The following is a 25232-nucleotide window of genomic DNA, read 5'->3' as shown; positions in this document are numbered from 1 at the left end:
CCCCGTCGCCCTGGTGGCGCTGCTCGGGGCGGCCGCACCACCGTCGGCCGGCTCGTCCGGCGCGGGCGACCCGTACTTCCCGCTGGCCGGCAACGGCGGCTACCACGTCGGCCACTACGACCTGACCCTCCGCTACGACACGGACAACCGTCACCTCGACGGCAAGGCCGTCCTCTACGCCCGCGCCACCCAGAAGCTCAGCCGCTTCGACCTCGACCTGAAAGGGCTGAAGGTCACGAGCCTGACCGTCGGCCGTGACAAGGCCGCCTTCAGCCGCGACGGCCAGGAACTCGTCGTCACCCCGCGCAAGACCCTGCACAAGGGGCAGTGGTTCCGCGTCACCGTCACCTACAACGGCAAGCCGGCCCCGGTCACCGACCCGGACGGCTCGCTCGACGGCTGGATCCCCACGGACGACGGCGCCTTCGTCGCGGGGGAGCCGCAGGGCGCGATGACCTGGTTCCCCGCGAACAACCACCCCAAGGACAAGTCGTCGTACGACTTCACCATCACCGTTCCCAAGGGGCGCACCGCCGTCGCCAACGGCGTGTTCCTGGGGAAGACGACCGCCCACGGGCAGACCACGTTCCGCTGGCGCCAGTCCGAGCCCATGGCCGCCTACCTGGCCACGGCCACCGTCGGGAAGTTCACGGTGGAGCGGTACACGACGCGCGACGGCATCCAGGTCTACAACGCCGTCGACCCGCGCGAGGCCGACGCCGCCGCGCCCGTCCTGAAGAAGCTGCCGTCCGTCCTGGCCTGGGAGAGCAAACTCTTCGGGCCCTACCCGTTCAAGGCCGCCGGCTCGATCGTCGACCGGGCCCCGAACGTCGGGTACGCGCTGGAGACACAGACCCGGCCCGTCTACGACCAGGCCCCCGACCTGAGCACCCTCGTCCACGAGAGCGCCCACCAGTGGTTCGGCGACTCCGTCAGCCTGACCTCGTGGAAGGACATCTGGCTCAACGAGGGCTTCGCGACCTACGCCGAGTGGCTCTACGCCGAACAGCACGGCGGCGACAGCGCGCAGAAGACCTTCGACGCGCTGTACGCCCGGCCGGCGAGCGACGAGCTGTGGGAGTTCCCGCCCGGTGACCCGGGCAGCGGGGCGAACATCTTCGGTACGCCCGTCTACGCCCGTGGCGCGATGGCCCTGCATCAACTCCGCAAGGCTGTGGGGGACCGGGTGTTCTTCAGGATCCTGCGGGCCTGGGCTGCCGAGCACCGGGACGGACACGGGACGACCGCCCAGCTCGTGCGCCTGGCGGAGCGCGAATCCGGCAAGGCCCTGGACGGTCTGTTCCGGACGTGGGTGTACCAGCAGGGCAAGCCGGCCGCACCCTAGAACCTGACGAGTTCCCAACAAGTGTCGGCGAGGGTCGACGCATGATCACACGCAGACCGCATGTCGCGCTCTTGGCCGCCTCCCTCGTGCTCACCGGGTGCGGGGGAGGGGCGGTGGCGACCCCCGAGCGGCGGCCGCCGGCCACCACGTCGATCCGGCCCGCACCGCCGATCTCCCTGGAGGTCGCCCCGCAGCAACTGCCCGGGCTGGGGCCGAAGACGTGGGCGAAGGTGCCCGACGACGCCCGCCAGGCCGTCGTCGTCACCGGACGCGGCAAGAACTCCTCGCGGTCCACCGTCGCCCTGTACGAGCGCACCGACGACGGCTGGGAGGCCGCCGACCGTTGGCCCGCGCACAACGCGCTGCGTGGCTGGAGCGACCACCACCGCGCCGGCGATCTGCGGTCACCCATCGGTGTCTTCGGCCTCACCGACGCCGGCGGACGCCTCCGCGATCCCGGCACCCGGCTGCCCTACGACCACGGCAGCGGCTTCACCGCGACCGGCACCGGCTTCGAGGGCGAACCCCTGGCCGGCTCCTTCGACTATGTGATCGCGATCAACTACAACCGTGAGCCCGGCACTTCACCCCTCGACTGGACCCGCCCGCTCGGCGCCGGCCGCGGCGGCGGGATATGGCTGCACGTCGACCACGACGGGCCCACCCACGGCTGTGTCAGCCTCGCCGAGGAGCACATGAAGGAGCTCCTCCTGGCGCTGGACCCGGCCCGCCGTCCGGTCGTCGTCATGGGCGACGCCGACTCCCTGGACCGCTGAGCGGCTTAGGATCCGCCAGGTGTGCGCACATGTGCTGGTCGCCGAGGACGACGAGATGCAGGCCGAACTCATACGCCGCTCCCTGCTGGCGGAGGGCCACACCGCCACCGTGGTCCACGACGGCGCCGCCGCCCTCGACGCGGTGCGACGGCTGAGACCCGACCTGGTCGTGCTGGACCTGATGTGCTGCCCGTGGTCGACGGCCTCGGCGTGTGCCGGGCGCTGCGGCGGGCGGACGACACCCCGGTGCTCATGCTCACCGCCCGCTCCACCGAGGACGACGTGCTGCTCGGCCTGGACGTGGGCGCCGACGACTACATGACCAAGCCCTGCAGCCCGCGTGAGCTGATGGCCCGGATCCGCACGGTCCTGCGGCGCAGCGGGGGCGCCCCGGGCGTCGTACGGGCCGCGGGACTGCGGGTCGATCCCGTACAGCACGAGGTGCGGTGCGAGGGCGAGGAAGTGGAGTGCACGCCCGCCGAGTTCGCGATCCTGCTCGCCATGGCCGCCGAACCCGAGCGGGTGTTCTCCCGGCGGCAGTTGCTGGAGTGCACCCGTGGCATCGACCGATCGTCCACCGAGCGGGCCGTGGACGTCCACATCATGAACCTGCGGCGCAAGACCGAGACGGATCCGCGCAGGCCGGTCCGGCTGCTGACCGTGTTCGGCGTCGGCTACAAGCTCAGCGGCGGCCGCGGATGAGCGCCGGCATACCGCTGCGCAAGCGCCTTCTCGTCCGGCTGCTCATCACCTCCGTCCTGATCGCGGTCTGCTCGGTGGCGGCGACGGCCTGGCTCGCGGTGGCGACCACCACCCAGGCGCTGCGGGAGGAACAGGGGCAGGTGCTCGCCGAGGACATGGACGTCCTCGCCCGGCTCAGCGGGTACGCCGCGACCCACGCCGACTGGAAGGGCGTCGAGCGGACCGCACGGGAGCTGTCCGAGAAGACCGGCCGGCGCAACGCGCTCACCACGACCGACCGCGTGCCCATCGTCGGCTCCGCGCCGCCCGGCACCTCCCTGCCGCCGCGCGCCGCGGCCACCGTCGATCCCCTGCGCACCGACACCTACACCGACCGCGGGGCGCAACGCAGCGGCATGGACCCGCGAGTGGTGGGTCCGTACCGGCTGACGGCCGAGGAAAGCCGTCGGCTGGACAAGCTGGCCCTCGTCCGCCAGAAGTGCTTCGCCCGAGGCGGCGTCGACACCGACATCGTCAAGACACCCAGCGGCCGTCCCATCCTCAGCGACGACGACGCGCCCCTGCCGTGCGCGGACGGCAAGCTCAACACCCCCACCGAGACCGAGGAGAAGGCCCACGCCGAGCTCACCGACCTGGCCCGAGGTGCCCTACCTCGCCACCGACCGGTACAAGACGGCCAGGTTCGGCAGCGAGGCACAGGCCGACGCCGCGCGCCTCGCCCAGAACTGTGTCGACAGCGCGCGCCGCGCCCAGCTCGACCCCTATGTCGCGCCGACCGCCGAGCTGTTCCTGGGCGGCGGGGACCGGACCGCCGTGCGGTTCGACATGTCACCGGCCAACAAGGCCAAGGTCGTCGGTGTCGCCGGTCTCGTGCTCGCCGTCACCGTCGCCGTGACCGCCCTCGTCGCCACGCGGCTCGTCCGGCCGCTGCGCGCGCTGACCGCGGCGGCCCAGCAGCCGCCGGAGCTGCATGTGCGGGTGCCCGTGACCACGCGGGACGAGAGCGGCATCCTCGCCGCGGCCTTCAACGACCTCCCCGAACGCCGGGAACGGCTGGAGGCGCAGCGCAAGGCCATGGTCAGCGACATCGCCCATGAACTGCGCAGTCCGCTCACCAACATCCGCGGCTGGCTGGAGGTCACCAAGGACGGGGTCGTGGCGCCGGACCCGGAACTGCTCGCGTCCCTGCACGAGGAGGCCCTCGTCCTCCAGCGAGTCATCGACGACCTCCAGGACCTCGCCGCCGCCGACGCGGACACGTTGCGGCTGCACCGAGAGCCCGTCCGCGCCGACGAGTTGATAGGTCAGGTCGGCGCGGCGTACCGGGTGGCCGCGGACACGGCGGGCGTCGCCCTGCGCACCGAGACGGAGGGCACGCCGTGGCTGGACGCCGGCCCGGTGCGGATGCGGCAGGCGCTCGGCAACCTCGTCTCCAACGCCCTTCGGCACACGCCCGCGGACGGCACCGTCACCCTCGCGGCATGGTGCGAGGGTGACGATGTCGTCCGCGAAGTCGCCGACACCGGCAGCGGGATCGCGGCCGAGGATCTGCCGCATGTCTTCGACCGGTTCTGGCGGGCCGAGAAGTCCCGCAGCCGTCGTACCGGCGGCAACGGTCTCGGCCTGCCGATCGTCCGCCACCTGGTCGCCGCGCACGGCAGCACGGCTCGGGCGACGAGTGAACCCGGCGCGGGAAGCGTCTTCACGCTGCGGGTGCCGGGGCTAGCCGGGAGTGCGCCCGGCCCTGGCCCGGCGCCGTTGCAGTGAGCGTCGTTCGGCCTCGCTCGTTCCGCCCCAGACACCGATCGCCTGCCCGGTGTCCATGGCCCACTCAAGGCACCGTGTCTGCACGGGGCAGCGGTGGCAGATCGCCTTCGCCTGTTCCGTCTGCACCAGTGCCGGGCCGGTGTTTCCGATCGGGAAGAAGAGGTCGGGGTCCTCGTCGCGGCACATGGCATGGTCTCGCCAGTTCTCCATCGATGTCACCTGCGTTCGAAGTCGTCCGTGCCCTCGCGGATGGCTTACTCGCTTTCGGGTCACCTGTCGATGCATGAGTGAAACAACGGATGTCCAGGAAATCCGGGCTCACTGCTCGCGCAGCCCCCACGGGGAGCCGTACGAGGTCAGCAGATCCAGGAAGGGGTCGGCGGGGAAGGCCTCCGGGCCGAGGACGCCCGAGCCCGACCAGGCGCCCGTGGCGAGGAGTTCGAGGGCGACGACCGGGTTGATCGCCGTCTGCCACACCACCGCCTGGCAGCCGTACTCCGCCATGGACCACTGGTTGTCGACCACGTGGTACAGGTACACCTCGCGCGGCGCCCCGTCCTTGACACCCTTCACCCAGGTGCCCGCGCAGGTCTTGCCGTGCATGAGCTCGCCCAGCGTCGCCGGGTCGGGGAGACAGGCGGCGACCACGTCCCGGGGCGAGACCCGGACCGGTCCGTCCGGGCTCGGCACGGTGACCGGCTCGGTGCGGTCAAGGCCCAAAAGGTGCAGCGTCTTCAGCGTCTGGATGAACTCCTCACCCAGGCCGTACTTGAAGGTGACGCGCTTGGCGTCGACCCAGCGGGGAACGAGCAGCACCTCCTCGTGCTCGACGTTCACGCACTCCACCGGGCCGATGCCCTCGGGGAAGTCGAACACCTCGGGTTCGCTGAACGGTGCCGTGGTGAACCAGCCGCGGTCCTCCTCGTAGACCACGGGCGGGTTCAGGCACTCCTCGATGGTGGTCCAGATACTGAAGGACGGCGCGAAGTCATAGCCGTCGACGGTGAGGTTCGCGCCGTCGCGGACACCGATCTCCTCGATCTCGTCGAAGAGTTCATCGGCCGCGTACCGGGCGAAGACGTCCGAGAGACCCGGCTCCACCCCCATGCCGACGAGCGCCAGCACCCCCGCCTTCTCCCAGCCGATCGCCTCCTCGAACTGGGCGTCGCCGAGCTTGACTCCGCACTCGTCGTAGGGGCGCTCGGGGTGCGGCCGCGACAGCGACATCGCCATGTCGACATACGTCGCCTCGGCCGCGCGGGCCGCCCGGAACAGCGGCATCACGAAGCGGGGGTCGGTCGCGTTGAGGAGAACGTCGCACGCGTGCCGCTCCAGCAGCGCCGTCACGGCCGCCTCGTCGCTCGCGTCGACGCGCTCGGCCCGGAAGCGGGCTCCCTCGGTGCCGAGCGCCGCCACGGCGGCCTCGGCGCGGGCCAGGTCGTAGTCCGCCACCACCATCGCCTCGAAGAACGGTCGCCGGGCCGCGATCCGGGTGATGGCGGTGCCCACTCCACCGGCTCCCACGAGCAGTACACGCATGACAAGCACTCCGTCGGTCGAAGGTCCAGGACATCGGTGGGGCCCCTGACGGAGATACAACGCCGCCCGCTCACATAAGGTCAATGGCGTTGGCATAAGGAGGCGCGGCATGCCGAAGGCGGTCGTACCCGAGGAGAAGCGGCGTCGGCGCCGCCCCACCAAGAGCGGCACCGTGCTGTCCGAGGAGCTGATCGTCGAGACCGCGCTGCGGATGCTGCGCGAACACGGCAGCACCGGACTCACCGCCCGCCGCCTGGGCCTGGCCCTGGACGCCGACCCCAGCACTCTGTACCGCTACTTCCGCGGGATGGACGAGCTGACCCTGGCGATCGGCGACGCGCTGATCGGACAGGCGCTGCGGGGCTGGGAGCCGACGGGACGGTGGCGGGCGGACCTGCGCGCGGTCGGGCTGCGCCTCCACGCCGCGTACCTCGCCCATCCGCAGGCCGCCGTGCTGACCACGAACCGGGTCACCGGGCGGCCCAACGAACTCGCCGCCGACGAGGCGGTCCTCGACGTGCTGCGCACCGCCGGCTTCCCACTGGCCGACACGGTGCGCATCTACCACGCCTTCATCGACCAGACCCTGGCCTTCGCCGCCCTCGACGCCGCCTCCCTGGCCCTGCCCAGTGCCGCGCTCCACGCCGACGAGGACATGTGGAGCTCGACCTACGCCCACCTGCCCCGCACCACGCATCCCCGGATCGCGGAGGCGGCACCGCTGCTGGCGGGGCGCATGGTGGACAGCGCCTATCCGACGGCGCTGGAGATGCTGCTGGACAGCGCCGAGGCCCAACTGGCCGCGCTGCTCAGCAGAACGAGCGGGCGATGAAGCTCTCCATCTCGTCGTTGCGCCACAGTTCGGGGATGCGCTGGTGCGGCTGGACGCAGCCGAGGAAGCCGGTGAGGTCGTCGTTGTCGTACATCACGATGTAGTCGTCGGAGGCGTTGTCGATGCTGCTGATCTCGTTGTCGCCGTTCCAGCCGTCGATGTCGTACGGACCGCCCGCGACGACGTCGACGTACCTGCTGCCCTCGTAGTTGCCGTCCTCCCACATGCAGACGCGGCCGGCCCCGCAGTAGCCGTCGGCCTGCGCCTCGCCGGCGAAGCCGAGCGTGAGGGCCGGTACGGCGAGCAGGGCGGCGAGTGCCGCCTTGGTCCTGGTGAGCATGGTGTTCTCCTCCCGTTGAGTCACCACGGTGACTCCGGGACCAGGCCGCGCGGCACCTCGCAGGTGTGAGGTTGACGCCTAGGAGGTGAGCGCCTCGGCCACGGTCGCCAGCGCGGGCGAGTCCAGCTTCCACTGCTGCCAGTACAGGGGCGCGTCCATCGGGCGGTCGGGCGCGAGGTGCAGCTGACCGCCGCCAACGCCCTCGGCTCCACCGTCATGCAGACCGGCCACGTGGTCGGTCCGCTCCTGGCGGGCGCCCTGATCCCGGTCATCGGCCTGCCGGAGCTCTACCTCATCGACGCCCTGGCACTGTGCGTCACGGTGTGGGCGGTCTACCGGTTGCCCGCGCTGCCGCCGCCGGTGTCGCAGACCAAGCGCCGCGCGGGAGTGCGCGAGATCGCGGCCGGGTTCCGGTACATCTCCCTGCACAAGGTGCTGCTGCTGTCCTTCCTCGCCGACATCATCGCGATGGTCCTCGGCATGCCGCGCGCCCTGTTCCCGCAGCTGGCCTCGGAGACCTACGCGCCCTACGGCGAAGGTCTCGCCCTCGGTCTGCTGTTCGCGGCGATCCCCATCGGCGCCGTCCTCGGCCGCCGCCGTACCGGCGCTGCGCCGCTACCGCGTCTGAGCCGTCAGCGGGCACGCCGGGAGATCGAGTACTGCTCCAGCAGCTTGCCCCGGGTCGTCTCCAGCCGGTACGCCAGGATCTCGGCGACGCTGCGCACCAGGATCAGGCCGAGCTGGGGGTCCTCCTCGCACAGACCGAGCACCGCCGCCGCTTCGAACTCATAGGCTCGCACGGGGCTGAAGGCCACCGCGCCGAAGTCCCACTGGTGCGGCGGGAACAGCCACGACCAGCCGAGCAGATCCCCCGAGCCGAGACTGGCCACGGTCACCCGTTGCAGGGACGTCACCTGCTGGTCGAGGGAGACCGCGCCCGAGCGGATGACCCAGAAGCGGTCGGCCGTACCCCCCGGCTCGAAGATCCGGGTGTCCTCGGGGAAGGAGACCTCCTGGGCCAGGGCCATCAGGCGTGCCCGCTGGGGCGGGGGCAGGGCGGTCAGCAGTTTCGTCGCTTTGGTCATGACGCGGGGCTCCTCGCCGGCGATTCGGTTCCGGTGCTTTCCCTACGCCCATTTCAGCCGCTGCGGACGGCCGGGGCACCTCGGCGGCGGACACTTCCGGTGCCGTCGTCCCGCGGGCATGAAAAAAGCCCTGGCTGGACGGGGGAGGCCAGCCAGGGCCGTATGAGAGGCGAGCCATGAAGGACGGATACCGTCGACTCCATGACGACCTATGAATGAACCGTAAACCATCTCGGAGCATTTTGCGTATACGAAAGCCGGGCACGTGACCCGTTTCACTCCGTGTCGGCCTGGTCCGCCGCCAGCACCCTGATCGTCTCCAGGTCGGGGTCGCTCGGGTCGGGCAGGTTCATCCCCGCGGCCAGTCCGGTCGTCAGGTAGCGCAGCACGGGCTCGGTGAGCCGCTCACCGGGCAGGACGGCGGGGATCCCGGGCGGGTACGGCGTGACCATCTCCGCCGCGACCCGCCCGGCGGCCTCCCGTACCGGCACGTCCTCGGTGGGGCCGAAGAAGGCGTCGCGCGGCAGGACGGCCTGTGCCATCCGCAGCTCGGACGGCGGCGGCACCTCCACCGGGGGAGCCGGGGGCAGCCCGGGCGCGGCCCGCGCCAGGTCCCGCAGCGCGGCAAGGAGTTGCCGGGACGTGCGCTCGTCGTCACCGTGGGTGATCTGGGTGCCGATCCGGCGGTGGTCGGTGAGGTGCGCGTCGATCTGCCGATGCGCCCGCAGCCAGTCCGCCGCCTGGAACCCGGTGATGCCGAGGCCGTCGAGGTCGATGACCACGGGGAGCGGATCGAAGTCGTCGGCGAGTCCCGGACCGCAGAAGTCGTCCCGGCCCTCGACGTGCAGACCCTCGATCTCCTCGACGGCCTCCCGGACCTCGGCGGCCAGCTCCAGCGCACCGCCCATGAGTTCCTTGCCGCGCAGGGCCATCTGCCGTCGCCAGCCGTCGAGTCCGGCGTAGATCAGCACCGACGGGCTGGTGGTGCCCAGCAGGTCCGCGCGCAACTTGAGCACGTCCGGCGGCACGAGACCGCCCCGCAGATGGAAGACCGAGCCCTGTTCGAGGCCGCTGCCCATCTTGTGGATGCTGGTCACACAGATGTCGGCGCCCGCGTCCATGGCCCAGGACGGCAGATCGGGGTGGAAGGGCAGATGCGCACCCCAGGCCTCGTCCACGATCAGCGGGCGCCCGTACCGGTGGCACACCTCGGCGACGGACCCCAGGTCGGCGCAACTGCCGTACGGGGTCGGGCTGGTGACCAGGGCGCCCTTCGCGTCGGGATGGTCGGTGAACGCCTTGTCGAACTCGGCGGCGGACGGCGGATGCGCCAGGTGTCGCTCGGCGTCCCAGCGCGGCTCGACCCACACGGGCTCTATGCCCGAGAGGATCAGCCCCGAGACGACCGACTTGTGCGCGTCCCGCCCGATCAGCAGCTTCTCGTGCGGTCCCGCCACGGCCAGCATCGCCGCCTTGACCGACAGGGAACTGCCGCACGTGGTGAAGAACGTGTGCTCCGCGTGCACGGCGTCGGCCATCAGCTCCTCGGCGCGCTCCAGCACCCGGCCCCGGGTCAGCCGGTCGTCGAGACCGCCCGACGCCAGGACGTCACCGAGGAACACCGCGTCGCCCAGCACCTCCCGGACCGCGGGGTCGGCGCCCCGGGCCTGCTTGTGTCCGGGTGGTGTGAACGACAGCCGTCCCTCGCGGTGGTAGCCGTCCAGCGCTTCGAGTACCGGTGCCTCGGTGTGATCCACAGTCATGGCGAGCCGGGTTCCCGGGAGTGCGGCCGTCAATCGGACGGCTCGGCCCTCCCGGGCTGCCTGCCCGGTGTCAGGATCTCGTCCAGCACCCTGAGCACCGCCTCGTAGGCCAGCGTCCGCACGGCCGCATCGCGCGATCCCTCCGGGTCGCCCGGCCGCAGGGCGTCGCTGCGGGACCGCCAGGCACGCTCCTCCTCCAGGGCACAGGCCCGGGCGCGCTGAATGCGCCGCAACAGTTCGTCCGCATCCACGACATCCGTCATGTCACCCGGGTACCCCGCATACGACTTCGGATGGCCCGCGTCCACGAGGTTTGATGCGGCTCCGAGAGGTGAGCCGAAGGTATAGAGACCTGCGGTGCTCGCGGAGTGTGACGGATCCGCTGCCGCCAGGCGGGAATGCCGTGTCGTCCGCGAGCACCCTGGCCTGCCCCCCACCGATTCAGGAGTCCAGGGATGTGCGAGAAGCACAGGACCGAATCTGTCGAGCGGAGCCGGCGACCGTGCCAGCCGGCGGAGGCGCGCCGTGCCGTCGAGCGTGCCGTGGCCGAACGCTGCCGCCTCACCCATACGAGCTGCGACCGCGAGGCCCTGGGGGACGCCCTCCTCGTCGCCTCGGAGCTCACCACCAACGCGATCCTGCACGGCGGCGGAGTCACCGACTTCCGCGTCGACGTCGGCGAACCCGGCGTGCGCGTCTCGGTGAGCGACCGCAGCGACGCGTTCCCCGTGGTCCAGGAGCCCGTCGACCTGCGCGGGCGGCGACGCGTGGGCGGCCTCGGCTGGCCCATCGTCTGCCGGCTGGCACGCGATGTGCGGGTCACCGACCTGCCCTCCGGAGGCAAGTGCATCACCGCGGTCGTGCCCCTGTCCTGACAGTCGGCCGGACTTGCGGGGCGAAGCGGAGTTTGGTCCCCCGGGGTGAGGGCAGACGCAGTTTCGTGCTTCGGACCGGAGGCGCGCCAGCGGGAGCGATATGGCTGCTGCAGGGCCCACGTCCGGTGTCCGACCGGCGGCCCGTTCCCGCGGCAATTCCCTGAAACCACCGTTCAGGAGCGATTCCGCATGCCAATCGACATGTCGACAAGCCGTCCCGGCACCTCCACCACCACGGCCGCCCGACGGCGCCACGACGACGCTCCCGACACCGCGGGGCTCTTTGCCCGGCTGGCCGTCCTGGAGGAAGGCCCCGAGCGGGACGCCGTACGCGACGAACTCGTCACCGCCTGGCTGCCCATGGCCCACCGCATCGCCGGCCGCTTCCGCGAGCGCGGCGAGTCCATCGAGGATCTGCGACAGGTGGCTGCCCTGGGTCTGGTGAAGGCGGTCGACCGCTTCGACCCGGAGCGCGGCGCCTTCGAGAGCTACGCGGTGCCGACCATCACGGGCGAGGTCAAGCGGCACTTCCGCGACCGTATGTGGGCCCTGCGGGTGCCCCGCCGGGTGCAGGAACTCCGCAACAAGGTGCGGGTCGCCCGCCGCGAGCTGACCCAGACGCCGGGCAGTGCCGAACCAACCGTCGCGGACCTCGCCGCCCACACGGGCCTGACCGAGGACGAGGTCGCCACCGGACTGGAGGCGCTGGAGAGCTTCAGCACGCTGTCCCTGGACGCCGAACTCTCCTCCGACGAGGACGGATACAGCCTCGCCGACACCCTGGGCGCGGCCGACGCCTCGTACGAGACGGTGGTCGACCGGGAATCCGCCAAGGCGGGTCTGCGCCGACTGCCCGAACGCGATCGCGCCATCCTCTACATGCGCTTCTTCGAGGACATGACACAGAGCCGCATCGCCGACCAGCTCGGCATCTCCCAGATGCACGTCTCCCGCCTCATCAGCCGCAGTTGCGCCCGTGTGCGCGCCGAGGCGCTGGGAGGACGCGCCGGCGCCTGAGTGACCGGGCCGTACGCGGGCACGTGTCTGTTCCGGCGAACAGGAACTGAGGAGCCCTATGACGGACCCCGGACAGACAGCCGCAGACGACGGAGCGGACCACGACGAGTACCAACGGCTGCGGGCCGAGGTGCGCGATCTGCGCGCCCGGTCCCGCGCCCACGCCCTGATCGCGGAGGCCCAGGGCATGCTGCGCGAGCGGTATGCCCTGGCCGACGCGGACAGGGCGTTCACGCTGATGCGGCTGGCGTCCCAGCGGTTCAACGTCAAGATGCGCACCCTGGTCGAGATCCTGCTGTCCGCGCCGCGCCCGGACGCCCGGGAAGCGCTGTGGTTCCCGCGGCGCGCGCGGCTCGCACAGCCCGCCCTGAGCTTCCCGGCAGCACGGGACGTCGGTCCCGGCAACCGCGGCGCCGTCCTGAAGGCCGTACTGAGCCAGACGCTCGCCGTGGTCGGCACGGACATGGGGAACGTCCAGCTCGCCGACCGGGTCAGGGGCGGCCTGCGCATCGAGGCGCACACCGGGCACACGGACGACTTCGTCGACTTCTTCAGCCACGTAGGCGAGCACGGCACGGCCTGTGCGCAGGCCGCACGTGACGTCGCCCAGGTCACCGTGCACGACGTCGAGACGGACCCGGTCTTCACCACGTCCGCCCGCGAGGCGATCCTCGCGGCGGGCAGCCGGTCCTGCCACAGCGTGCCGCTGAGCACCTCGTCCGGCATCTGCGTGGGCATGGTCTCCGCCCACCTCGACCACACCATCGGGGACCTGACGGCGGCGCAGCTCAAGGTGCTGGAAGTGGTGGGCGCGCAGGCCGGCCGATGGATCGCCTGGCACGAGCGCACGGTGGTCCTGGACGCCCTGGAGTACCTGCACGCGCTGGGCAACGGGAGCGCCCAGCCGTAGACCCGCGGTGTGTGCATGGCCGTGACCGGGGCATTCGGAGTGCGGGAGGTCGACATGAACTCGACTGTCAGCGCACGGACCGGTGGAATCGGGGTCCGGCGTTCGACCCGCCGTTCCGCGACGGAGGGTGCCGCCCGGGCGGGACTCGTCGCACGCGGCGTGATCTATCTGCTGGTCGGCCTGCTGGCCCTGCAGATCGCCTTCGGCGAGGGGAAACGCCAGGCGGACCGCGGCGGCGCGCTCGCCGAGCTGTCGGACAAGCCCTTCGGTGCCGTCCTGCTGTGGGCCCTCGCCATCGGCCTGGTCTGCATGGCGCTGTGGCGGCTGTCGGAGGTGCTGTTCGGCTCGGTCGGCCCGGACGGACGCAAGGCGAAGAAGCGCCTGCTGGCGCTGGCCCGGTTCGTGTTCTACGGGTTCGTCGCCTACTCCGTGATGTCTTTCGCGGCGGGCTCGGGGCCGAGCGGCGGTGGCAGCGGATCGAGCGACAAGCAGTCCAAGGACGTCACGGCGAAGGTGCTGGACATGCCCGCCGGGCAGTGGATCGTCGGTGCGGCCGGCGTGGGGATCGCCGTCGCCGGTGTGTGGCTCGCGGCCCGGGCCGTCATGCGGTCCTACCGCGACAAGTTCAGGCTCGGCGAGATGTCGCCGCGGATGCGGCGGCTGGTGGACGTGACCGGGGTGGGCGGCGGCGCGGCCCGCGGGCTGGTGTTCGCGGCTGCCGGTGCCTTCGCCGTACGGGCCGCCGTCGACTACGAACCCGACAAGGCGAAGGGCCTGGACGACACGCTCCGCTCCTTCGCCGAGACCCCGCTCGGCCCCTGGCTGCTGGCCCTGGTGGCGGCCGGCCTGGTGCTGTTCGGCGTGTTCTCCTTCGCGATGGCACGCTGGCGCAGGGTGTGAGCCGCCCCGGCGTCAGCCCTTCGGCCGCGCCACCGGTACCCGCAGCGGCCGAGCCAGTCCCACCACACCCTCGTCCAGCCGCTGGAGATGGCGCAGCACCCGGTCGGTGACCCGGCCGAAGCGCGGTGACCCGGGCACGGCGGACTCCAGCAGGGCGGCGATGCTCGGCCCCGTCTCGACCTCGTCGGTGGACCGCGCGTCCGCCACGTGTGCCGCGGTCGCACCGATGTTGCGCAGGATCCGCCGCCCCGCCCCACGGAGCCGGGGATCCGCCGCGATCGACGGGTGGGTGGGCAACAGCTCGGCCGTCGCGGCCAGGGAACGCGCGTGGTACGCGCAGGTCTCCAGCAGCGCGACGACGTACCGCGCGGTGTCCCGCCGGGCCCGCAGCGGGGTGACGGGGTGGGTGAGCGGCTGGGTGGCGGCCCGCAGGTCGGCCAGCGCCTGGTCCAGGTCACGGGCCTTGTCGAGGAGCTCGGCCGCAGGCCCGCCGCTCAGCTGGTCCACCGCCGTCTCGGTGACGTCCGCGAGCCGGTCCAGCACCTCGACCAGAAGGTCGTTCGTACGGCGGTCCGTGCGCACCGGCAGCACCAGCGCCGCCGCGAGGACCCCGCAGGCCGCGCCGAGCGCCGTCTCCTCCACCCGCAGCACCAGCACCGACAGGCTGTACGTGTGCAACAGGGTGTACAGCACGCCCAGCGCGGCGGTGACGAAGAACGACATCAGCGTGTACGACAGGGGCGCCGTGTAGAACATCAGGAAGACACAGACCAGTACCACCGCGAACGCCGTCCAGGTGTGGTGGCCGACCAGCCCCGCAAGGCCGACGCCGGCCACCACCCCGAGCACGGTGCCCAGCAGCCGCCGATAGCCCTTGACCAGGATCTCGCCCGTGGAGGCGGTGTTGATGAACACGATCCAGCAGGTCAGCACCGCCCAGTACCAGCGCTGACTGGACAGCAGTTCACCGCCCACGATGGCCAGCGACGACCCCACCGCGACCTGCACGGCCGCCCGTGTCGTGGGCCGCCGCAACCCCGCCGGCGCCTCCTCCGCAGGCTCCTCGCCGGAGTCGATGGCCGCGTCCTCGGCGTCCAGTTCCTCGCGCGAACGGGTCGTGGCCGGGCTGTCGTCGGACTCGTCCTGCGGGCCGTCGAGAGCGATCCGCAGCCCCAGCACCGCGCGGGCCGCCTCACCGATGCCCCGGAAGACGTCCTGGACGGCCGCCGGCGCGATCGGCAGGTTCTCCTCGTCCCGGTAGCCCAGCAGCCGGTTGCGCACATGCGAGAGGCCCGTGCCGGGCCGTGGGGCGACCGGCCGCAGGACGAGCAGCCGCAGCGCCTCCAGGTCGCGCCGCACGGTGTCCGTCGCCTTGTCCCGTACGGGCAGCGTCCCGGCCGGCGGTACGGGCGCACCCGGCAGATGCAGGGTCAGTGTGTCCGCCCGCTCGGCGCTGCGCGCGGTCAGCAGCAACAGGCCGAGCCGCTCGGCGGCGACCTCGGCGTCCGCGACGCGTCGCTGCACGAGCCGCGCCACCGCCTCGTCGGCGGTCCCCTCCTCCAGCCGGCCCTGGATCATCAGTGCCGTCTCGTGCAGCCGGGCCGTGCCGTCGCGCACATGCTCCAGGGCCTTCTCCATCTCCTCCGGCCCCGCCGCGTCCAGCAGTTCCAGCTGTGTCGCCACCAGCTGGGCCAGCCGGGCCCGGAAGGCCCCCCGCAGCCGCTCCAGCATCCCTGAGGGTGTCTCGGGCACGAGCGCGAAGCGCGCGACGGCACTGGCCAGGAAGGCGACGCCGAGAGCGCCGTAGAGCTGCGGCAACGCGGAGACGGTGGCGCCGACGAACAGGGACGCGAAGTAGACCTGGAACCCGATCATTCCGAGCGCGGTGCCCCGGTCGCCGTACCGGCGCCCGTAGACGGCGCAGAAGATCAACGCGACGAAGACCAGGTCGCCGGCCACCACATGGGAGCGCAGCAGGGCGGCGAGGGTGACGGCGGCCAGCGCCACCGGCAGGCCCAGTGCGAGGGTGACGGCCTGCCGGGCGCGCTGTCTCTCCCGGATCGCGAAGGTGGCGACCATGGCCGCGATCGCCCCGGCCACCAGATGGGGCACCTGGGCCCCCAGCAGACCGAGCACGGCCAGCGTGAGCGCGATGGCGCCCACCGTCCGCAGCCCGGCCGCCAGCCGCAGCAGTCCGGGGTCGGACGCGGCCACCAGATCACGCAGCCGCGCCCGCCCCGGACGACCCGTCTCTCGCACCCCGGGCGGACTACTCCTGACGGTCCGTCCCCTCGACATGCGCCTGGACCTGCTCCGGCGTCAGATACGCGTTGGTGTACTCGAAGTCGTGGAGCTTGGCGGCCTTGCGGGCCTGGAAGCCGGTGCGCACGAAATCGTCGCCCGCGAGGGCGTTGAGCGTCCAGTTGGTCGCGACGCGCACCTTGGCGACGTTGGTGCGCAGCGCCGCCCAGTGGTAGCCGCGGGCCGCGGCCTGGGCGGGCAGGCCGCGCAGTTCGATGCCGAGCGGCTTGGACACGGCGTCCTTGCCGCCGAGGTCGACGACGAGTCCGAGGTCCTTGTGGCTGTAGGGCGTCGTCGACTGCCCCCGCAGGGTGGCGATGACGTTGTCGGCGACGTGCTTGCCCTGCCGCATCGCGTGCTGGGCCGTGGGCGGGCAGACCGCGCCCTCCTCGTCCTTGGCCTCGTCGGGCACCGCGGCGGAGTCACCGAGCGCGAACACCCCGTCGTGGCCCGGCAGTTTCATGTCGGCGGTGACCGCGAGCCGCCCTCGGACCGTCTCCGCGCCGAGCGTCGCGATGAGCGGGCTCGCGACCACGCCGGCGGTCCAGATCAGGGTGCGGGTGGGGACCACCCGGCCGTCGGTGAAGGTGACCTCCTCGGGGCCCGCCTTGGCGATGGACGTGCCCAGCGAGATCTCGATGCCGCGCTTGGTGAGGATCCGCTGCGCGGTGCTGCCCAGCTTGTCGCCCAGCTCGGGCATCAGCTTGGGCGCGATGTCGATCAGGTGCCACTTGATGAGCCCCGGATCGATGCGCGGGTAACGCTTGACGGCGGCGTGGGTGAGCTTCTGCAGGCATGCCGCGGTCTCGGTGCCCGCGTAGCCGCCGCCGACGACCACGAACTGCAGCCGCGAGGCACGTTCGGCCTCGTCCTGGCTGGCGTCGGCGAGGTCGAGCTGCGCGATGACGTGGTCACGGACATAGGCGGCCTCGGCGAGGGTCTTCATGCCGAACGCGTGGTCGGTGAGTCCGGGGATGTCGAAGGTGCGGGTGACGCTGCCGGGGGCCAGCACGATGTAGTCGTACGGCTCGTCGACGATCTCGTCGGTGATGGTGCGGATCACGCAGACCTTGGACTTGAGGTCCACGCCGATGGCACCGCCCGGGATGATCCGGGTGCGGTACTTCTTGCTGCGGCGCAGTGAGACGGCGATCGACTGGGGCGTCAGCACCCCGGAGGCGACCTGGGGGAGCAGCGGAAGATAGAGCTGGTAGGCGAACGGCGTCACCAACGTGACGTCGGCCTCGTCGAGGGCGAGTTTGCGTTCCAGCCGGCGAACGCATTCCACGCCGGCGAAGCCTGCGCCAACCACCAGGATCCTGGGTCGTGTCACGGTCTTTCTTCCCTTCTGCGGCTCCGGCGGTCCGAGTCGGACGCCGTTCGCCTGCCCTGGATCTCCGCTTCGCAACATCGATCCCACCGTGCCTCAAGCCGTTCCGCCAGCCGGGTGCGGCAGGCAGACGAAAGCGTCGTGCACCACCATGCCCCTCACGGTGCGCCCGCGCACCGGCTGCGAGTGAATGTCGTGTGTCTCACCAGGGCAGAAACACGTGCACGTCCTTGCCGCGGCCCTCCGTCACCACACTCACCTGGTCGCACAGGGCGTAGATCAGATGCCAGCCGACACCGCCACCGCCGTTGCTCGGGTGAAAGGAACGCGGGGCCGGCGGGGTGGGATTCGTGTCGTGGAGGGTCACATGGACGCCGTCGAAGGTGCGGCGCATGGACAGGTCGAAAGGGCCCGGGGCGTACTGGACGGCGTTGGCGGCCAGCTCCGTGACGACGAGCAGGATGTCGTCCCAGTGCTCGGGCGTCGCGGGCGGCGAGGCTTGTGCGAGCCCGTACAGGAACTCGTCCGCGGCGATCCGCGCAGCTGTGACGCTCCGCGGCTCACCCGCAAAACTCGTGGTGCGACTCGGGATCTCCAAGGAGGCCAATGGTGCTTCCCGCCTGGTTCGTGTGCCAGTCCTGTACGGCGCTCGTCGTGGGCGCCACTTCTGCGAGTTCCCGGGGGCGCTGAGGTCAATCGGACTCCCGGGACCCGACCAGGTCACCGGAACACGTTGTCCGAGTCGTCCCAGCCCGTGACCTCGTCCGCCATCTGCTGTCGCGGGGCGCGCGAGCGTGCCTGGTACATCGCGTCGATCTCGAACGCGTAGTGCTCGACGATCGCGTCCCGGCGCAGCTTCATCGACGGTGTGAGCAGCGTGCTGGTGCGGTCGAAGGACTCCGGCAGAACCCGGAACACGCGGATGGACTCCGAACGGGAGACGGAACTGTTCGCCGCGGCCACCGCGCGCCCGATCTCCTCCCGCAGCGCGTTCTCCTCGCGCGCCTCCCGGCTCGGTGCGTCACCCGGCAGCGCGAGTCCGCCGCGCCAGTGGACGAGGAACTCCGGGTCCAGTGTGATCAAGGCACCCACACAGGGGCGGTTGTCACCCACGAGGACCGCCTGATGGATGAGCGGATGCATACGCAGCCGCTGCTCCAGGAAGGCCGGGGCCACGCTCTTGCCCCCACTGGTGATGATGACGTCCTTCTTGCGGCCGGTGATCGTGAGATAGCCCTCGGGGTCCAGCTGCCCGAGGTCGCCCGTGGCCAGCCATCCGCTGCCCAGCGCGGCCCGGGTGGCGGCCTCGTCGTTGACGTATCCCTGGAACACCGAAGGGCCGTGCACCAGGATCTCACCGTCGGCGGCCAGCCGGATGTCCGTGCCCGGCAGGGGCCGGCCGACCGAGCCCGACTTCTCCCGGCCCACGGGCTGTGCCGTGACGCCGCCGCTCGTCTCCGTCAGCCCGTAGGCGTCGTTCACATAGATGCCGATGCCCTCGTAGAACAGACAGAGTTCGCGGCCCAGCGGTGAGCCGCCCGAGGCCGCGCGGAGCACGCGGCCACCCAGCGCGGCCCGCAGTCTGCGGTACACCGTCCGCTCGTACAGCGCGTGCTGGAGCCGCAGATCCAGGGCGGGGCCCGGTCCCAGTCCCAGCCGATGGCGTTCGACGGCCGCCGCGAAGTCCCGTGCCGTCTCCGCGGCCCGCTCGAACAGGGCGCCGCGACCCGCCTGTTGGGCCATCCGCAGGAAGTTCTTGTAGATCTTCTCGAAGAGCGAGGGCACGCCGCAGAAGTAGGTGGGCCGGAACGAGAGCAGGGACGCCGACAACGTCTCGGAGCTCAGGTCGGGCTCGTGGGCCATCACCAGACTGCCGCGGATGCACAGGCTCTGCACCAGCAGGCCGTACACATGGGAGAAGGGCAGGAAGGCGAGGACCGAGCCCTGGCCGCCCGGCGGCACCACCGTGTGGCCCCACCCCTCCAGCAGGATGTCGCAGGCGCTCGCCAGACCTCGGTGGCTCAGTGCGCAGCCCAGCGGCCGGCCCGTGGTGCCGGAGGTGTAGACGACGGCCGCGGTGGAGTCCGGCAGCACGATGCGACGCAGCGACTCGACCGTGGTGAACGGGATGAACTCGCCCCGCTTCACGAGCTGTTCCAGCGACCCGTCGTCCAGCTGCCAGACGTGGCGCAGCCGTGGCAGCGACGCGCACACCGAGCCGACCGTCATCACGCTCTGCTCGTCCTCGACGACCACGCCGACACAGTCCGCGTCCCGCAGGATCCAGGCCACCTGATCGCGTGACGACGTCGGATAGATGGGCACGACCTCGGCGCCGACGGCCCACAGCGCATGGCTGAGAACCGTCCACTCGTACCGGGTGCGCGCCATGATCGCCACGCGGTTGCCGGGGGCGATCCCGGAGGCGACCAGGCCCTTGGCGAGGTCGACGACCTCGTCCCGCACCTCCACGGCGGTCACCTCCTCCCAGGTCGTGGCGGAGGGGGCGGGGCGGCGCGCGAGCATCGGCAGGGTGGGGTTGCGGGCGGCCGTCTCGAAGACGCTGTCGGCGAGTCCGCCCGTCAGCGGCGAGACGGACGGGGGAGCGAGGGCGAGGTCGCGCATGCGCTGCTCCTGATGTGTACGGGGTGTGACTCCACCGATGAGAACTGTTATCGGCGGTGCCCGAATCTAGCCGAGGTGAGCGCGTTCGATGCAGGTATTCGACAACTGGCTCCGACGTGATGATCTCGGAGGGGGTGGGGGCCCGGAGACCGCTCCTATTCCTGCGTGTGGCGCACGCACTCCGTGACGACCTCCCGCAGGCTCCCGGTCCGGGCCATCAGCTCCCGCTGGATGCGCGCGCCGTTCCCGCGCCGCAACAACTCGGCACAGCCTTCCTTCGCCCGGTCGAGGTCGCCGGTTTCGGCCAGTGCGTCGCCGACGTGGTCGAGAAGTGACCGTACGACCGTCTCCGCGGGCAGCCGTCGCATGGTGGCCGGATGCAGCAGCTCCTCCGTCAGGCCCGACCGGGCGGCCCGCCAGGCGGCCAGTCGCAGCAGGCTCACACTGTGTCCCCACGGCTTTCGGCCCGCGCGCCACTCACGCGCCGATGTCTCGACGAGGCCGCGGGCGAGGGTGGCGATGAGCGCGGCTGTGGACGCGTGCAGACAGACGTCCGCGACCCGGAGCTCCACCGTCGGGTACCGCTGGGAGAGCCGCGCGTCGAAGTAGACCATGGCCTCGTCGAGGATCACACCGGTCGCCACCATGTCCGCCACCCGCCGGTGATAGCACTCGGCCGAGCCGAACACCTCGGTCGGACCGGCCGACGGCCACCGCTGCCACACCCGGCTGCGATAGCTGCTGTACCGCGTGTCCTCACCCTGCCAGAACGGGGAGTTGGCACTCAGCGCCGCCAGCACCGGCAGCCAGGGCTGCATCTGGTCGATCACGCCGACGCCCTCGTCGTCGGAGTCGACGGATACATGGACATGACATCCCAGGACGAGATCATTGCTGGTGATGCCGTACTGCTCCGCCATCCACTGGTAGCGCCGCCCCATTCCGACCGAGGGGCTGACGGGCAGCGGCGACGACGCGAGCGCGGCGACGGCACAGCCGATCTCCCCGGCGTGCCGGGCCGCCTCCTTGCGGCAGCGGACGATCTCCGCAGCGAGTTCCGCCATCTCCGACTGGGGATGGGTGGCGAACTCGAGCATCTGGTTGTGGAGCTCCTTCTCGAAGACGTCACCGTTCGTGCCGTCGTGCGCGACACGGGCGAGCACCGCGGCCGACCGCGCTCGTGGTTCGCCGGTCTCCGGGGCGACCAGGAGGAGTTCCTCCTCCACTCCGACGGTGCGCACGTGAAGCTGCCCTTCTGCCGCGACGACGAGGTCGTACGCCCCGACTGCCCAGGAGACGGCTGATCACACAGGAGACAGCCACACGGTTGCGAGCGGCGGCAGCGTGAGCCGTACGACACCGTCCTCAGCTTTCACCGGGTCGGAACAGGTGACGGCACCGCCGCCGTAGCGGTCCGCGTCGGTGTTGAGGACCTCCTGCCAGGCGGGGACGTCCCCCGGGATGCCCAGCCGGTAGTCGTGGCGGACGACGGGGGAGAAGTTGGAGACGGCGAGGAGGGGGGTTCCTTCGGCGTCGAGGCGCAGGAAGGCGAAGACATTGTCGTCGGCCGCGTCTCCCACGATCCACCGGAAGCCGCCGGGGTCCGTGTCCCGCTGCCACAGAGCGGGCGTCGCGCGGTAGACGGTGTTCAGGTCGCGGACCAGGTCCCGCACTCCGCGATGATCGGGCTCGGCGCCGTAGCCGGGGTCGAGGGAAGAGGAGTTGTTTGCCGGGGTGGGCCCACATGAAGGCGAGGTAGGCGCGGTGGGTGGCGCGTTGCTGCCACCAGTCGCCGGGCATCTTCGACACCAGTGACTGTTTGCCGTGGACGACTTCGTCGTGGGAGATCGGCAGGACGTAGTTCTCGCTGTAGGCGTACACCATGGAGAAGGTCATCTCGTGGTGGTGGTATTTGCGGTGGACCGGCTCGTGCTGGATGTAGCCCAGGGAGTCGTGCATCCAGCCCATGTTCCACTTCAGGCCGAAGCCAAGACCGCCGCTCTCCGTGGGCCGCGTCACCCCGTCCCACGCGGTGGACTCCTCGGCGATCGTCATGACCCCCGGCACCCGCCGGTACACGGTCGCGTTCATCTCCTGGAGGAACGCCATCGCGTCCAGGTCCTCGCGCCCGCCGAACACATTGGGCGTCCACTGGCCGGAGTCGCGCGAGTAGTCGAGGTAGAGCATCGAGGCGACCGCGTCCACCCGCAGCCCGTCGATGTGGAACTCCTCGCACCAGTAGACGGCGTTGGCGACGAGGAAGTTGCGCACCTCGACCCGACCGAAGTCGAACTCGTACGTTCCCCAGTCCGGATGCTCGGCCCGCCGCCAGTCTCCCGGCTCGTACAGCGGCTCCCCGTCGAACCGCCCCAACGCCCAGTCGTCCTTGGGGAAATGAGCCGGAACCCAGTCCATGATCACACCGAGGCCGGCCCGGTGCAGGGCGTCGACGAGGTACTTGAAGTCGTCCGGGGAGCCCAGCCGGGCCGTCGGCGCGTAGAAACCGGTCACCTGATAGCCCCAGGAGCCGCTGAAGGGATGATGGGCGACCGGCATCAGCTCGACGTGGGTGAAGCCGAGATCCTTGACGTATACCGGTAGCTCCTCGGCGAGTCGGCGGTACGTCAGCCCCGGTCGCCAGGACGGCAGATGCACCTCGTACACGGAGAACGGCGCCTCGTGCACCGGAACATCACCCCGATGCGCCATCCACTCGGCGTCGCTCCACGCGTAGTGCGACACGGTCACGATCGACGCGGTGTCCGGAGGAACCTCGGCACGACGGGCCATCGGGTCCGCCTTCAGGAAGCGGTCGCCGGAGCGGGACGTGATCTCGAACTTGTACCGTGCGCCCTCGCCGATGCCCGGCAGGAACAGCTCCCACACCCCGGACGCGCCGAGGGAGCGCATCGGGAACGCCGTCCCGTCCCAGCAGGTGAACTCCCCGGCGACCCGCACGCCCTGCGCGTTGGGCGCCCACACCGTGAAGCGGGTGCCGGTCACGCCCTGGTGGGTCATGGGCTCCGCGCCGAGCGCCTTCCACAGCTCCTCGTGCCGGCCCTCACGGATGAGATGCAGGTCGACGTCACCGAGGGCGGGCAGGAAGCGGTACGGGTCGTGCACCTCCTGCTCGTCGTCGTCCTCGTAGGAGACCAGCAGGGTGTACGGGGGAATCGCCTCGAGTGGGAGTACGCCGGAGAAGAGGCCGCCGCCCTCGGAAGAGAGTCCGCTGCGCTTCCCCTCGACGACCACGTCCACGGCACGGGCGAAGGGACGCAGCGTCCGGAAGGCGATGCCGCCCGGCACCGGGTGGGCGCCGAGCAGGGAGTGCGGGTCGTGATGGGCGCCCGACAGCAACCGCGTGCGGTCGGCGGGGTCCAGGGGAGGCGCGGCACGGCAGGGGAGTGGTCCGCCGGCCTCGGGAGGTGTGGTGTCGCGCAGTGCCATGGCTTCAGGCTCCTCTCACGGCGAGACGCTCGATCGCCGCCATCGGCACGGGCAGCCAGTCGGGACGGTGCCGGGCCTCGTACAGGACTTCGTAGACGGCGCGGTCTGTCTCGTAGGCGCGCAGCATGCCGTGCTTCTTGCGCGGGTCCCACCCGGCGAGCGAGGCGTACCCCGCGCAGTAGGCCTCACGGCAGCGGCGCGCCCACTCCGGACGCCAGGGGCGGCGCTGGCGGGCGGCGTAGTCGAAGGAGCGCAGCATGCCGGCGATGTCCCGTACGGGGGAGTGGGTGCTGCGGCGCTCGGCGAGGGGACGGGACGGCTCACCCTCGAAGTCGATCACGAACCACTCGCGGCCGGCCCGCAGCACCTGCCCCAGGTGCAGATCACCGTGGATGCGCTGGGCGGGCGGACCGGGATCGCAGGTGGAGAGCGCGGCGAACGCGGTCTGCAGCGCCGGAACGTACGGCTGAAGCGCCGGTACGCAGGAGCCGCTCGGTCATCGCGGCCGCCGTCCGGTCGTTCTCGGCGTGTGCCAGGGCCGGGAAGGCCGAGGCCAGCGCGAGGTGCACCTCCGCCGTGGCCTGCCCCAGCTCGTGGGCCTTCGCTGTGAAGTCGTCCCCGGAGGCGAGGGCCTGCAGAGCCAGTGTCCAGCCGTCGGACGCATCGGGCAGGAAGGGCTGGAGCACCCCCAGCGTCGCCTCCTGCGGCTGCGTCGTGCGGAACCAGGCGACCGGCGCGGGCACCCGACGGCACCCCTGGTCGGCCAGTGCGCCCGGCACCTCCAGGTCGGGGTTGACGCCGGGCTGGATACGCCGGAAGACCTTGAGGATGAACGAGTCCCCGTACACCAGCGAGGAGTTGGACTGCTCGGCGTCCAGCATCCGCGGTACGAGCCCCGCGGGCACGGACGCGGACGGGTCGGCCTCGAAACTCAGGGGGCCCGCCGTGCCGGGGTGCCGCAGCCGCTCCAGGAGCAGCTGCGCGACCCGCGGGTCCTGGAGCGCGTCGTAGACCGCCAGACCGGCGAGCGGTCCTTCCTCCGCCCGCCCGATGAGGGCCCGGCCGAGACGCGGCGACAGGTGCTTGCGTACGCCGAGCAGCAACTGGTAGCAGTCGCCGGTCGCGGCGGTGCCGCCACCGGGGGCGGGGACGGCCGCGTGTCCGGTCTGCACCAGCAGGTGCAGACAGCCCGGGAACAGCTCCGTCATGGACAGCAGCGAGAGGTCCGAGACGGGCCGGTCCTTGCCCGCGAACCAGCGTTGCCGGGGCAGCCACTCGCGCAGCAGCCCGGCGAGCGAGGCCATGGGCCCGGGGGCGGTCGTGCTGCCCGGGTGGGGGAATGCGGTCTTCGGCATGGTGACGCCTCCTTTCACCGGCGGATGTTCAAGGTCGGTGGCCGATGCGGGATGCGACTCGGGAGAGCCGGAACCAGTAGAAGCCGTGCCCTGCCAGCGTCAGCAGGTACGGCAGTTCACCGATGGCGGGAAAACGGACCCCGCCGATGAGTTCCACGGGGTGGCGTCCGTCGAAAGCACGGAGATCGAGTTCGGTGGGCTGTGCGAAGCGGGAGAAGTTGTGCACGCACAGGACGAGGTCGTCCTCGTACTCGCGCAGGAACGCGATGACGGCGGGGTTGGACGACTGGAGTTCGGTGTAGGAGCCGAGGCCGAAGGCGGGG

The 25232-nt window shown here is 71.3% G+C and carries 19 protein-coding genes and 6 pseudogenes; 10 read left to right on the top strand and 15 right to left on the bottom strand.

Going from position 1 to position 25232, the window contains the following annotated elements; all coding sequences use genetic code 11:
• The 4 genes and pseudogenes from TN53_RS38135 to TN53_RS49660 form a co-directional block, all read left to right on the top strand.
• A partial coding sequence (locus tag TN53_RS38135) for a M1 family metallopeptidase (protein WP_046263432.1) occupies positions 1–1345 on the top strand: 1345 nt, incomplete at its 5' end.
• Between the two features lie 41 nt (positions 1346–1386).
• Complete coding sequence (locus tag TN53_RS38130) at positions 1387–2121, top strand: L,D-transpeptidase family protein (protein WP_046263428.1); 735 nt, start codon at positions 1387–1389, stop codon at positions 2119–2121.
• Between the two features lie 19 nt (positions 2122–2140).
• Positions 2141–2823 (top strand): annotated as a pseudogene (locus TN53_RS38125) (response regulator).
• Positions 2820–4590, top strand: a pseudogene (locus tag TN53_RS49660) (sensor histidine kinase). The pseudogenes TN53_RS38125 and TN53_RS49660 overlap by 4 nt, the downstream one beginning before the upstream one ends.
• Here the strand turns inward: TN53_RS49660 and TN53_RS38115 are convergent.
• Entirely contained in the window at positions 4546–4800 is a 255-nt protein-coding gene (locus tag TN53_RS38115; protein ID WP_046263427.1) for a WhiB family transcriptional regulator, read from the bottom strand. The pseudogene TN53_RS49660 and the gene TN53_RS38115 sit on opposite strands and share 45 nt — an antisense overlap.
• A gap of 108 nt (positions 4801–4908) precedes the next feature.
• Positions 4909–6129 (bottom strand): saccharopine dehydrogenase family protein, encoded by a 1221-nt coding sequence (locus tag TN53_RS38110; RefSeq protein ID WP_046263426.1) that lies wholly within the window; start codon positions 6127–6129, stop codon positions 4909–4911.
• Positions 6130–6238: 109 nt separating this feature from the next.
• Here TN53_RS38110 and TN53_RS38105 point away from each other — a divergent pair, with 109 nt between their 5' ends.
• A complete protein-coding gene (locus TN53_RS38105; protein WP_046263425.1) occupies positions 6239–6961 on the top strand; it encodes a TetR/AcrR family transcriptional regulator in 723 nt (240 codons plus the stop codon).
• Here TN53_RS38105 and TN53_RS38100 read toward each other — a convergent pair.
• Both TN53_RS38100 and TN53_RS46040 read right to left on the bottom strand, forming a co-directional pair.
• On the bottom strand, positions 6939–7301 hold the full coding sequence (locus TN53_RS38100) for a peptidase inhibitor family I36 protein (protein WP_046263424.1): 363 nt from the start codon (positions 7299–7301) through the stop codon (positions 6939–6941). The two genes, TN53_RS38105 and TN53_RS38100, sit on opposite strands and share 23 nt — an antisense overlap.
• Positions 7302–7379: 78 nt before the next feature.
• Positions 7380–7493 (bottom strand): annotated as a pseudogene (locus TN53_RS46040) (ArgP/LysG family DNA-binding transcriptional regulator); the annotation flags it as partial.
• Here TN53_RS46040 and TN53_RS46035 point away from each other — a divergent pair.
• Positions 7476–7892 (top strand): annotated as a pseudogene (locus TN53_RS46035) (MFS transporter); the annotation flags it as partial. The pseudogenes TN53_RS46040 and TN53_RS46035 overlap by 18 nt on opposite strands.
• Before the next feature lie 41 nt (positions 7893–7933).
• Here the strand turns inward: TN53_RS46035 and TN53_RS38095 are convergent.
• The 3 genes from TN53_RS38095 to TN53_RS38085 all read right to left on the bottom strand — a co-directional run bounded on the left by TN53_RS38095 (position 7934) and on the right by TN53_RS38085 (position 10412).
• Positions 7934–8386: a cyclic nucleotide-binding domain-containing protein gene (locus TN53_RS38095; RefSeq protein ID WP_046263423.1), complete on the bottom strand. Its 453-nt coding sequence runs from the start codon at positions 8384–8386 to the stop codon at positions 7934–7936.
• Between the two features lie 275 nt (positions 8387–8661).
• Entirely contained in the window at positions 8662–10149 is a 1488-nt protein-coding gene (locus TN53_RS38090) for an aminotransferase class I/II-fold pyridoxal phosphate-dependent enzyme (RefSeq protein WP_046263422.1), read from the bottom strand.
• Between the two features lie 29 nt (positions 10150–10178).
• Positions 10179–10412 (bottom strand): hypothetical protein, encoded by a 234-nt coding sequence (locus TN53_RS38085; protein WP_046263431.1) that lies wholly within the window; start codon positions 10410–10412, stop codon positions 10179–10181.
• A gap of 192 nt (positions 10413–10604) precedes the next feature.
• Between TN53_RS38085 and TN53_RS38080 the strand changes: the two genes are divergently transcribed.
• The 4 genes from TN53_RS38080 to TN53_RS38065 all read left to right on the top strand — a co-directional run bounded on the left by TN53_RS38080 (position 10605) and on the right by TN53_RS38065 (position 13851).
• A complete protein-coding gene (locus TN53_RS38080; protein WP_046263421.1) occupies positions 10605–11024 on the top strand; it encodes an ATP-binding protein in 420 nt (139 codons plus the stop codon).
• 189 nt (positions 11025–11213) lie between these two features.
• On the top strand, positions 11214–12041 hold the full coding sequence (locus tag TN53_RS38075) for a SigB/SigF/SigG family RNA polymerase sigma factor (RefSeq protein WP_046263420.1): 828 nt from the start codon (positions 11214–11216) through the stop codon (positions 12039–12041).
• A gap of 58 nt (positions 12042–12099) precedes the next feature.
• Positions 12100–12951: a GAF domain-containing protein gene (locus TN53_RS38070; RefSeq protein ID WP_095046953.1), complete on the top strand. Its 852-nt coding sequence runs from the start codon at positions 12100–12102 to the stop codon at positions 12949–12951.
• 54 nt (positions 12952–13005) lie between these two features.
• Positions 13006–13851: a DUF1206 domain-containing protein gene (locus tag TN53_RS38065; protein ID WP_046263429.1), complete on the top strand. Its 846-nt coding sequence runs from the start codon at positions 13006–13008 to the stop codon at positions 13849–13851.
• 12 nt (positions 13852–13863) lie between these two features.
• Here TN53_RS38065 and TN53_RS38060 read toward each other — a convergent pair whose 3' ends face one another.
• The 8 genes and pseudogenes from TN53_RS38060 to TN53_RS38025 form a co-directional block, all read right to left on the bottom strand.
• Positions 13864–16149 carry an FUSC family protein gene (locus tag TN53_RS38060; RefSeq protein ID WP_095046952.1) on the bottom strand — a complete coding sequence of 762 codons (2286 nt, stop codon included), beginning with the start codon at positions 16147–16149 and terminating at the stop codon, positions 13864–13866.
• Complete coding sequence (locus TN53_RS38055; RefSeq protein ID WP_199924726.1) at positions 16121–17464, bottom strand: NAD(P)/FAD-dependent oxidoreductase; 1344 nt, start codon at positions 17462–17464, stop codon at positions 16121–16123. The genes TN53_RS38060 and TN53_RS38055 overlap by 29 nt, the downstream gene beginning before the upstream one ends.
• Before the next feature lie 220 nt (positions 17465–17684).
• Positions 17685–18089, bottom strand: a complete 405-nt coding sequence (locus TN53_RS38050) for an ATP-binding protein (protein ID WP_046263417.1) — start codon at positions 18087–18089, stop codon at positions 17685–17687.
• A gap of 113 nt (positions 18090–18202) precedes the next feature.
• On the bottom strand, positions 18203–20107 hold the full coding sequence (locus tag TN53_RS38045; protein WP_046263416.1) for an AMP-dependent synthetase/ligase: 1905 nt from the start codon (positions 20105–20107) through the stop codon (positions 18203–18205).
• 155 nt (positions 20108–20262) lie between these two features.
• Entirely contained in the window at positions 20263–21348 is a 1086-nt protein-coding gene (locus TN53_RS38040) for a glutamate--cysteine ligase (RefSeq protein WP_046263415.1), read from the bottom strand.
• A gap of 63 nt (positions 21349–21411) precedes the next feature.
• Positions 21412–23554, bottom strand: a pseudogene (gene glgB / locus TN53_RS38035) (1,4-alpha-glucan branching enzyme).
• 4 nt (positions 23555–23558) lie between these two features.
• A pseudogene (locus tag TN53_RS38030) lies at positions 23559–24909 on the bottom strand (maltokinase N-terminal cap-like domain-containing protein).
• Between the two features lie 28 nt (positions 24910–24937).
• A partial coding sequence (locus TN53_RS38025) for an alpha-glucosidase C-terminal domain-containing protein (protein WP_046263414.1) occupies positions 24938–25232 on the bottom strand: 295 nt, incomplete at its 5' end.

It is taken from the genome of Streptomyces sp. WM6386 (genome assembly GCF_000972385.1).
GTDB lineage: Bacteria > Actinomycetota > Actinomycetes > Streptomycetales > Streptomycetaceae > Streptomyces.
The sequence above is the reverse complement of the archived record's forward strand: the minus strand, read 5'-3'. Positions and strand labels throughout refer to the sequence as shown.

Excerpts from the sequence above, each read along its gene's own strand:
- TN53_RS38130 (WP_046263428.1), top strand. The coding sequence starts at position 1,387 with ATGATCACACGCAGACCGCATGTCGCGCTCTTGGCCGCCTCCCTCGTG.
- TN53_RS38115 (WP_046263427.1), bottom strand. The coding sequence starts at position 4,800 with ATGGAGAACTGGCGAGACCATGCCATGTGCCGCGACGAGGACCCCGAC.
- TN53_RS38110 (WP_046263426.1), bottom strand. The coding sequence starts at position 6,129 with ATGCGTGTACTGCTCGTGGGAGCCGGTGGAGTGGGCACCGCCATCACC.
- TN53_RS38105 (WP_046263425.1), top strand. The coding sequence starts at position 6,239 with ATGCCGAAGGCGGTCGTACCCGAGGAGAAGCGGCGTCGGCGCCGCCCC.
- TN53_RS38100 (WP_046263424.1), bottom strand. The coding sequence starts at position 7,301 with ATGCTCACCAGGACCAAGGCGGCACTCGCCGCCCTGCTCGCCGTACCG.
- TN53_RS38095 (WP_046263423.1), bottom strand. The coding sequence starts at position 8,386 with ATGACCAAAGCGACGAAACTGCTGACCGCCCTGCCCCCGCCCCAGCGG.
- TN53_RS38090 (WP_046263422.1), bottom strand. The coding sequence starts at position 10,149 with ATGACTGTGGATCACACCGAGGCACCGGTACTCGAAGCGCTGGACGGC.
- TN53_RS38085 (WP_046263431.1), bottom strand. The coding sequence starts at position 10,412 with ATGACGGATGTCGTGGATGCGGACGAACTGTTGCGGCGCATTCAGCGC.
- TN53_RS38080 (WP_046263421.1), top strand. The coding sequence starts at position 10,605 with ATGTGCGAGAAGCACAGGACCGAATCTGTCGAGCGGAGCCGGCGACCG.
- TN53_RS38075 (WP_046263420.1), top strand. The coding sequence starts at position 11,214 with ATGCCAATCGACATGTCGACAAGCCGTCCCGGCACCTCCACCACCACG.
- TN53_RS38070 (WP_095046953.1), top strand. The coding sequence starts at position 12,100 with ATGACGGACCCCGGACAGACAGCCGCAGACGACGGAGCGGACCACGAC.
- TN53_RS38065 (WP_046263429.1), top strand. The coding sequence starts at position 13,006 with ATGAACTCGACTGTCAGCGCACGGACCGGTGGAATCGGGGTCCGGCGT.
- TN53_RS38060 (WP_095046952.1), bottom strand. The coding sequence starts at position 16,149 with ATGTCGAGGGGACGGACCGTCAGGAGTAGTCCGCCCGGGGTGCGAGAG.
- TN53_RS38045 (WP_046263416.1), bottom strand. The coding sequence starts at position 20,107 with ATGCGCGACCTCGCCCTCGCTCCCCCGTCCGTCTCGCCGCTGACGGGC.